Origin of the sequence: Agarivorans sp., from assembly GCF_050295395.1 — a bacterium.
Taxonomy (GTDB): domain Bacteria; phylum Pseudomonadota; class Gammaproteobacteria; order Enterobacterales; family Celerinatantimonadaceae; genus Agarivorans.
The window spans coordinates 1-8245 of sequence record NZ_JBNKPP010000227.1; the positions used below are offsets into that span (position 1 = coordinate 1).

9 protein-coding genes and 1 rRNA gene are annotated in these 8245 nt (G+C 47.8%); 5 read left to right on the forward strand and 5 right to left on the reverse strand.

The genetic code is table 11. From position 1 onward, the window contains the following. Nucleotides 1-137: 137 nt before the first annotated feature. The gene (locus ACQY6Q_RS13120; protein ID WP_427982067.1) at nt 138-836 is read left to right on the forward strand and encodes an AAA family ATPase; all 699 of its coding nucleotides are present in this window, start codon (nt 138-140) and stop codon (nt 834-836) included. Then, on the forward strand, nt 796-1122 hold the full coding sequence (locus tag ACQY6Q_RS13125) for a hypothetical protein (RefSeq protein ID WP_427982069.1): 327 nt from the start codon (nt 796-798) through the stop codon (nt 1120-1122). Before ACQY6Q_RS13120 ends, ACQY6Q_RS13125 begins: the two co-directional genes overlap by 41 nt. Before the next feature lie 3 nt (nt 1123-1125). On the opposite strand, the gene ACQY6Q_RS13130 is transcribed toward ACQY6Q_RS13125, so the two are convergent. Continuing rightward, on the reverse strand, nt 1126-1437 hold the full coding sequence (locus ACQY6Q_RS13130) for an MGMT family protein (protein ID WP_427982071.1): 312 nt from the start codon (nt 1435-1437) through the stop codon (nt 1126-1128). A 4-nt stretch (nt 1438-1441) separates the two neighbouring features. Next, complete coding sequence (locus ACQY6Q_RS13135) at nt 1442-1843, reverse strand: SMI1/KNR4 family protein (protein WP_427982072.1); 402 nt, start codon at nt 1841-1843, stop codon at nt 1442-1444. A 91-nt stretch (nt 1844-1934) separates the two neighbouring features. On the opposite strand from ACQY6Q_RS13135, the gene ACQY6Q_RS13140 reads away from it, so the two are divergent. After that, a complete protein-coding gene (locus ACQY6Q_RS13140; RefSeq protein WP_427982074.1) occupies nt 1935-2591 on the forward strand; it encodes an alpha/beta hydrolase in 657 nt (218 codons plus the stop codon). Here the strand turns inward: ACQY6Q_RS13140 and ACQY6Q_RS13145 are convergent. Continuing rightward, nucleotides 2584-3501, reverse strand: a complete 918-nt coding sequence (locus ACQY6Q_RS13145; RefSeq protein ID WP_427982076.1) for a LysR family transcriptional regulator — start codon at nt 3499-3501, stop codon at nt 2584-2586. The two genes, ACQY6Q_RS13140 and ACQY6Q_RS13145, sit on opposite strands and share 8 nt — an antisense overlap. Before the next feature lie 104 nt (nt 3502-3605). Here ACQY6Q_RS13145 and ACQY6Q_RS13150 point away from each other — a divergent pair, with 104 nt between their 5' ends. Beyond that, nucleotides 3606-4949, forward strand: a complete 1344-nt coding sequence (locus tag ACQY6Q_RS13150) for an aspartate aminotransferase family protein (protein ID WP_427982077.1) — start codon at nt 3606-3608, stop codon at nt 4947-4949. A 16-nt stretch (nt 4950-4965) separates the two neighbouring features. Further along, entirely contained in the window at nt 4966-6456 is a 1491-nt protein-coding gene (locus tag ACQY6Q_RS13155; protein WP_427982078.1) for a CoA-acylating methylmalonate-semialdehyde dehydrogenase, read from the forward strand. A gap of 61 nt (nt 6457-6517) precedes the next feature. Here the strand turns inward: ACQY6Q_RS13155 and pssA are convergent, their stop codons facing one another. Together pssA and rrf are read right to left on the reverse strand one after the other, a co-directional pair. Continuing rightward, a complete protein-coding gene (pssA, locus tag ACQY6Q_RS13160; RefSeq protein ID WP_427982079.1) occupies nt 6518-7867 on the reverse strand; it encodes a CDP-diacylglycerol--serine O-phosphatidyltransferase in 1350 nt (449 codons plus the stop codon). A 154-nt stretch (nt 7868-8021) separates the two neighbouring features. After that, a 5S ribosomal RNA gene (gene rrf / locus ACQY6Q_RS13165) occupies nt 8022-8137 on the reverse strand. Nucleotides 8138-8245: the final 108 nt, after the last annotated feature.

The following is an 8245-nucleotide window of genomic DNA, read 5'->3' on the forward strand; positions in this document are numbered from 1 at the left end:
GCCAGATAAAATTGTTCTTATCAGCTAACACTATTGCCTTGAACAACTTTTAACCTAAGCTCATCAGGTCAACATAAAAAAATATAATCGTTGATATAGACAAATGCTTACTAAAAGACCAGAAAAAGGACCTAGCCATGATACTTCTCGTTGGTGGTGAAAAAGGAGGCAGTGGTAAAAGCTGCTTGGCGCAAAATCTTGCGGTGTATTTAAAACAACATTTCAATACTGAAGTTTTGTTGGTGGATTGTGATCCCCAGCGTACTAGTTCTGATTGGGTGCAAGCCCGCAACGAACAAGAAGAGCTTCCGCCCATCAATTGTGTACAGCTCTACGGCAATATTCGTAACGACCTACTCAGCTTACAAAACCGTTTCGATTTTGTGGTGGTTGACTGCGGCGGACAAGATAGTAAAGCACTGCGTTCTACCATGGCGGTGGCCACTCACGCATTAATTCCTTTACGACCCAAACGCCGTGACATGAAAACACTGCCGCATCTGGAAGAATTGGTGAATACCTGTAAAGCGGTGAACTTTCATTTAAAAGAAGCGGTGGTGCTGACCCAGTGTCCCTCACTACCCAACCAATACAAACGCATTGGAGAAGCTAAAGAAGTCTGTGCCACCTACGGACTGTCGGTTCTCGATGCGATTACTTTTAACCGCAATATCTATGATGACAGTGAAGAACGCGGCTATACCGTGTTAGAACTAGAACCCGATGGAAAAGCGGCTCAGGAAATTCGCAATATTGCTGAAGAATTTATCGTATGTGAGCAAGGAGCGGCAGATCATGGCATTACACGATCTCAAGAAAAAGCCTCAGGCTTCTAAACCCAAGCCATTATGCGATGTGGATAGCTTCATTGAGCAAGCAGAGCTGTATGCTAATGGCTACCAAAATGTAGTGCAGCTTCCGCTAAAACAGAGTCGCCAAGCCCAAACAGTAAAAGCCAAAAACGCCACGTTTAGCTTAAACCAGCAAGTGATTAACGAGCTGGAGCAAATAAAGCAACAAACCGGCCTATCTAAATCCTTGTTGGTACGTAGTTTAACCCACTACCTCAACGATTTAGCAGCGAACCAACAACGTGATTTGCTAGATAAGTACCTAAAATAGCGCTTAACCCCGCCAGCGATGGCGGGCCAAAGCAATTTTATGCTGCTGAAATAGCACACCTTCAGACTCCAGCAATTGCCGTTGCTGGCAATACTTTGCTGAATCTAAGGGAAACGATAACATGCCCTTGGCATTAATCACTCGGTGCCAAGGCAAGTTGCTATCTTCGGGTAAGTTTTTTAAACAACGTCCTACGGCTCGTGCCATGCGTGGATAACCCGCCATCGCCGCTATATCACCATAGGTTGCCACCTTACCTTCTGGAATATGCGCAATCACCATCCAAAACTTGGCCAAATAGTCAGCCTGAGTCATAAGACTAACTTTGCATCCATACTTCCATGGCCCAGTCCCAAATACTATCCCATTCTGGCACGAGCTCTTCTTGGCCCTGCCAATAACCCACTTCACCTTCTTGGCTAATAAAATAGAAACTGTCACCATTTTGGCAAATGGGAATAAACTCTCGGGGCAGGCCTAGGTTCCAAGCGGTAGCAGCCACGTCTGGTAAATAGGTATGCAGATAAGGGTCGCTAATCGTCACCGGCTCTAAGCTACCATAGATAACATTACTAACGGTAAGCTGGAAAGCGCGTAAATCACTAGGCATGGGTATTAAAATAATTTCTTCAACTTCAACGAGTTGACTCTCTGTTGGCAACTCACTCGGATAATTTCCCGACTGATCCGCCGCCCTGATTTCATCAATTAATTCTTGCATGCTTGTCTCTCCGCAACATTGACCTACAATGCTGTTAGCCATTTGGTGGCACAGCTTAACTAGAAGACACTCACTCAGTAAAGGATTATCCATGTCGGCACTTAGCGCAATCTGCGTAGAACCCGAAAGCCCTGCTCGCTATTGTATTATTTGCTTACATGGCTTAGGTGCTGGAGCGGAAGATTTATTGCCCTTAGCCAAACAACTCAAGCTGAATCAGCATGCAACAGTACGCTTTATTTTTCCCTCGGCGCCAGAGCGCCCGGTCAGCGCTAACGGCGGCTATTTTATGCCGGCTTGGTACGACATTCTGGCCTTTTCTCCGCAGCGACAAATCAACTTACAACACTTAAACCAAGTGAGCGCGCAAGTCTCGCAACTAGTGGAGCAACAAATGGCTCAAGGCATCGCCAGCGAAAACATCATTCTGATGGGTTTCTCCCAAGGTGGCGCAGTCGCTTACCATTGCGCCCTAAACACCACTAAGCCGCTAGGCGGCTTAGTGTGTATGTCGACCTACTTGCTGCCGCAAAGCCTTCCTAAGCAGCCATGGCAGCTCAATACCCCGATATTAATCCAACACGGCCAGCAAGATGACGTGGTGGCCCCAAGCTTAGGCCAACAAGCAGCAGAACAACTGAAGGCTTTGGGCTATCACACCGAGTTTGAAAGCTTCACGATGGCTCATACCATTAGCTTGAGTCAGATTAAAGCGCTCAGTCTATGGCTTAATCAACGCCTTAGCTAACTTGATGGGCCTCGACCAAACAATCCAGAAAACACGCTAAAATGCGCGAGGGTTTAGGAGAGGCACGCGTCACCGCCAAGAATGGACAAAGGTAACTAAACTCTTCTCCCCCAATAGGTCGAATCAGCCCATGTTCCACAAAACTGCGCGCGTAGTGCTCCGGAAGAAAAGCCAAATAGGCGCCAGACAGCAATAAGGTAGCAATCGCCTCTTGATCGTAAGCAGTTGCATGACGGACAAAGCCTTTTTGCTGCGACGTATCCATATTGGGCGAATGGTGACCTAAACCGGCATACTTCTGGGCCACAATCTCTTCAGCGCTAATGGTAATGTCGGCGCGCTTAAATAGCGGATGATGATAGCCGCAATACAGAGCCATTTTTTCATTAAATAGAGGTTGGTAAAGTAAACTCGCCGATTGCCTTTGTCCCGGAACCACGCCTAAATGAAAGCGGCCTTCAATTACCCCGCTTTCTATGACCGATAGGGTTTCTACATATAAATCTAAACTCACCTTGGGCGCACGTTGATCAAACAGCTGTAAGGCCTGAGAAATTTTGGCGTGCTGGTTGGTTACCGTTTTATCGAACAAAGCAATTGCTAAGTTGCCGCTCATTTCGCGATGCAAGCTTTGTACGTCGGCTCGGAATTCATCCAAAGCTCCCATTAGCCGCAAGCTCGACTGATAGACATGCTGACCTTCCGAGCTTAAGACAAAACCAGCACGGCCTCGCTGACACAACGTCACTCCCAGACGGATCTCTAAATCTTTAATGTGGCGGCTAATCGTAGAGCGACCAATATTAAGCTCTACCTCTGCAGCGGAAATACCGCCGCATTCGGCCACCACCCGAAAGACCTTAAGCAAGCGCAGGTCTACATCACTTAATTGACCGAGGATCTTCTTCATTAATGTTTCACCTTTATGAAACTTTGAATTCAAAGATACACATTTATACACCTTAAAACCAGCGCTAATCTAGGCTCTTGGAATCGCTTTGCTAGGAGAAGCAAATGGCTACATTGCAGCAAATGGGACTAACCCAACGGCAACTAGACAGCCACTGGATGGCTTATACAGGAAATAGACAATTTAAACGCGACCCACGCATCATCACGCATGCCAAGGGTAACTATTATTTCGATGCCGATGGCCGAAAAATATTTGATGGCTTATCCGGCTTATGGACTTGTGGCCTCGGCCATGGCCGCCAAGAAATTGTAGATGCCATTAGCAAACAGGCTAGTCAACTCGATTACTCTCCTGCATTTCAGTTTGGCCACCCAGGTTCTTTCAAACTGGCAGAAAAAATCACCGAGTTTATGCCACAGGGCTTAAACCGCATTTTCTTCACCGGTTCAGGTTCTGAATCGGCCGATACCTCATTAAAAATTGCCCGCGCCTACTGGCGTAAAAAAGGCCAAGCAGGAAAAACCAAACTGATTGGCCGCGGTAAGGGCTACCACGGTGTTAACTACGGCGGCTTAGCGGTAGGCGGCATCGCCCCCAACCGCGCGCTATTTGGCAGTAGTATTGAGGTTGGCCACCTACGCCACACCATGTTGCCAGAAAATCAATTCTGCAAAGGACAGCCACAAAGCGGAGCAGAACTGGCCAACGACCTACTCGATCAAATCGCTATTCATGACGCATCCACCATCGCCGCGGTCATTGTTGAACCGATGTCTGGCAGCGCTGGGGTGATTCCGCCACCAGTGGGCTACCTACAGCGCCTACGCGAGATTTGCGACCAACATGACATTCTATTGATTTTTGATGAAGTGATTTGTGCCTTCGGCCGCCTAGGTTACAAAACTGGTGCAGAGGCGCTAGGAGTGACTCCCGACATGCTCAACATGGCCAAGCAATTAACCAACGGGGTGATTCCCATGGGTGCGGTAGCTTGTAAGCAAGAAATTTACGATCTGTTTATGGAGCAAGGCGGTCCCGACTACATGTTGGAAATCCCCCATGGATATACTTATTCGGCTCACCCCATCGCCTGTGCCGCAGGTCTTGCTTCACTAGACTTACTCAGCCAAGAGAATAGCTTTGAACGAGTTCGTGAAATGGCTCCGGTACTTGAGCATGCCGCCCATCAGCTGGGTTCTTTGGAACTGGTAAACGATGTACGCAACATGGGGCTGGCGGTAGGCTTAAGCATTGCCCATGCACCAAATGAACCGGGCCTACGCCCCTATCAAATAGCCCAAGCCATGTGGCAACAAGGTTTTTATGTACGTTATGGCGGCGATACCATTCAAATCGCTCCACCCTTTACCGTAACAAAAGAAGAAATTGATAGTTTATTCAACGCCCTAGGCGACACCATTCAAAACTTAGCTAAGCAAGCTTAATTACGAGGAATTATTCATGTCTATCATTGGTCACCTAATTAACGGCGAAACCACTACCGAACACACACGACTGCAAGATGTATACAACCCCTCTACCGGCGAAGTCGCTAGACAAGTCGCTTTAGCGCCTAAAGCAACCGTAGAGCAAGCCATCGCTTGTGCGCAGGCTGCGTTTCCCGAATGGCGTAATACTCCAGTCGCCAAACGCGCTCAAGTAATGTACCGCTATAAAACCCTATTAGAAGAGCATGCCGACAAAATTTGTGAGCTAGTGGGTATGGAGCACGGTAAAACCGCTGCCGATGCTAAAGGCGAATTAACGCGTGGCATTGAGTGTGTAGAGTACGCTTGCGGCGCACCAGAACTACTCAAAGGCGAGCATTCACGCAATGTAGGTCCAGGGATTGACTCATGGAGTGAATTTCAAGCACTCGGCGTGGTAGCAGGGATTACCCCGTTTAACTTCCCGATGATGGTACCAATGTGGATGTTCCCGATGGCGCTAGTCTGCGGCAATACCTTCGTGCTTAAACCTTCGGAGCGTGATCCCTCGGTTACTATGTTCATCGCCGAGTTGTTACATCAAGCCGGCCTTCCTGCTGGTGTATTTAACGTGGTGAACGGTGATAAAGAAGCCGTAGACACCCTACTAACAGACCCTCGAGTCGCCGCAGTGAGTTTTGTTGGTTCAACGCCCATCGCCGAATACATTTACAGCACCGCCACCGCCAACGGCAAGCGTTGTCAAGCACTTGGCGGCGCCAAAAACCACGCCATCGTTATGCCCGATGCTGACTTAGATAATGCAGTTAACTCTTTACTCGGTGCTGCCTTTGGCTCTTCTGGCGAACGCTGTATGGCGCTTTCTGTGGCAGTAGCAGTGGGTGACGAAGTCGCAGACAAACTCGTCGCTGGTCTTAGTTCGGCAATGGCAGGCTTAAAAGTAGGAGCCTATAACGACCCAGCCAACGACTTTGGCCCGCTGATTACCGCAGAGCAACGCGATAAAGTAGAAATGTATATTAGCAGCGCAGAGCAAGATGGCGCGACAGTAGTAGTAGATGGACGCCAACCCGATGTAGCTGGTTATCCGAATGGCTTCTATGTGGGTGGAACCTTGATCGACCAAGTGACCCCAGCAATGAAGGCTTACCAAGAAGAGATTTTTGGTCCTGTATTATGTGTGGTTAGAGTCGAGACCATGGAACAAGCCATGCAATTGATTAACGACCATGAATACGGCAATGGTACTTGTATTTATACTCGTGACGGTGAAGCGGCTCGCTATTTCTCAGATCATATCTTAGTAGGTATGGTGGGAATTAACGTTCCACTACCAGTGCCAGTGGCTTATCACAGCTTTGGGGGCTGGAAACGCTCACTATTCGGTGATTTACATGCCTATGGACCAGATGCGGTACGCTTTTACACCAAACGTAAAACCATTACTCAACGTTGGCCTTCATCTTCAGTTCGCGAAGGGGTGAACTTCTCCTTCCCTAGCTAATCAACTTAACTTACTGGCAGTAACTCGGCAAAGCTGAGTTGCTGCTAGATTAAGGGCTCAACTAAAGAAGTTGTTTTAATAAACGATCGGCTCGTAGTCGAGAAATCCGCCTCAGCAAACGCTGCACGGGTTGCGGATAAGCACTCAAACTGTCTAAATCCTGCGCACTAGTAATCCTTGTAGTATGAGACAGTATATTTTCCAGTTCTTGCTGGTTCTGTTGCGCCATCAAACCCTCTGGGTCATCTAATAACAAGCCGTTCTCTAAATCTAAACGCCATGCCCGCGGATTAAAGTTGTTACCGGTTAATAAGTTGTAACGCTGGTCCACCCATAAGCCCTTAACGTGGAAGCTATTGTCCGCATCAGACCATAGTTCTATCGTTAGTAAACCTCGGTCGATATAGCGCTGTTTACGCTGAATAAACTGACGCAAATTCATCTCGTATAAATAGGGCAGTGCATGGATCGCCTTAAACGCTTGCTGTGGTTGTCGGTAAAAATCACTCGCGGTTTTATCGCCAACGATTAAACTCACCTTTACCCCTCGATTCAAAGCCTTGCTTAACTCTCTCTTCAAAACACTAGGCGGATTAAAATAGGGGGTACAAAGAATGATGTGTTGCTGGGCATGGGTAATTAAGCGGCGAATCGTATTATTTAGTAAGTTACGTCGAGGCCCTAAACCCAACATAGGCGTAACCGCTAACTGTTGCGATCCCAAGGATTGTGACTGATAACGATACTGCTCGCGCTGTAAACCCGCGCGTAAACCGCGTATCGCAGGCTTAAGCGTTTTTGTCGAAGCCGGCGTGGTGGAAGAAAGGCTGGTTACCGCGCCTCTCGCCAATAACTGCTGGTCCAAGTAATTCACCATCGTATCGGCTAAGCGGGAATGCGCCAATAATACATAGCGGTCAAACCGGTAACGTTGACCATAACCTAAATAAACGTCATTTAGGCTGGCACCGCTATAGATCACCGTATCATCAATAATGCTGCCTTTTAAATGCAGCACCCCAAATAACTCTCGGTTACTCACCGGCACACCCGATATCGTTATCAAATCAGGAAACTGTTGCTGGTAATGTCGATACATCGAAGCATTCCCCTGAGCAGACTGTTCTCCAATCAATCCGCGCTGCGCTCGGTGCCAGTCAACCATCACCTGCACTTCAAGTTGTGGGCGTTGCTGCTTAGCGCGATATAGAGCATCCATAATACTGCGGCCAGCTTCATCGTCTTCCAAATACAAGGCAACAAGATAGATCCGAGTACGAGCATCGGCAATAAGCTGTAATAGTTTTTGCCGATATTGCTCGGCGCACTGAAGCACTTCAACCTGCTGTGCATCTAGCGCCAGTTGTGGAAGAGTAATAGCACCGTTTGGTGCAGAAACACTTAGACTCATGATAGGCGGTCTTCGATTTAAAGAATGACCCTTCGATTCTAACAAAACTAGTGAAATGACACTAAGATTTGGGGCCGGCTTAGCGCCCTTAAAATCGCCACTATTTAGCCAATAAAAAAGGGCTTCCCAAGTGGGAAGCCCTTAGTTATTTGGTGCCTGACAGTGACCTACTTTCACATGGGGAAACCCCACACTATCATCGGCGCAATTGCGTTTCACTTCTGAGTTCGGCATGGGATCAGGTGGTGCCACAATGCTATTGCCATCAGGCAAAAACTGCTTACTCAATCAAAAGGCTAAGCCTAAAAACATTGCTAGAGTAAAAAGCCCAGTCCTTTCGGACTGGGCTTAGTATTGGAAGCCTGGCAGTGACCTACT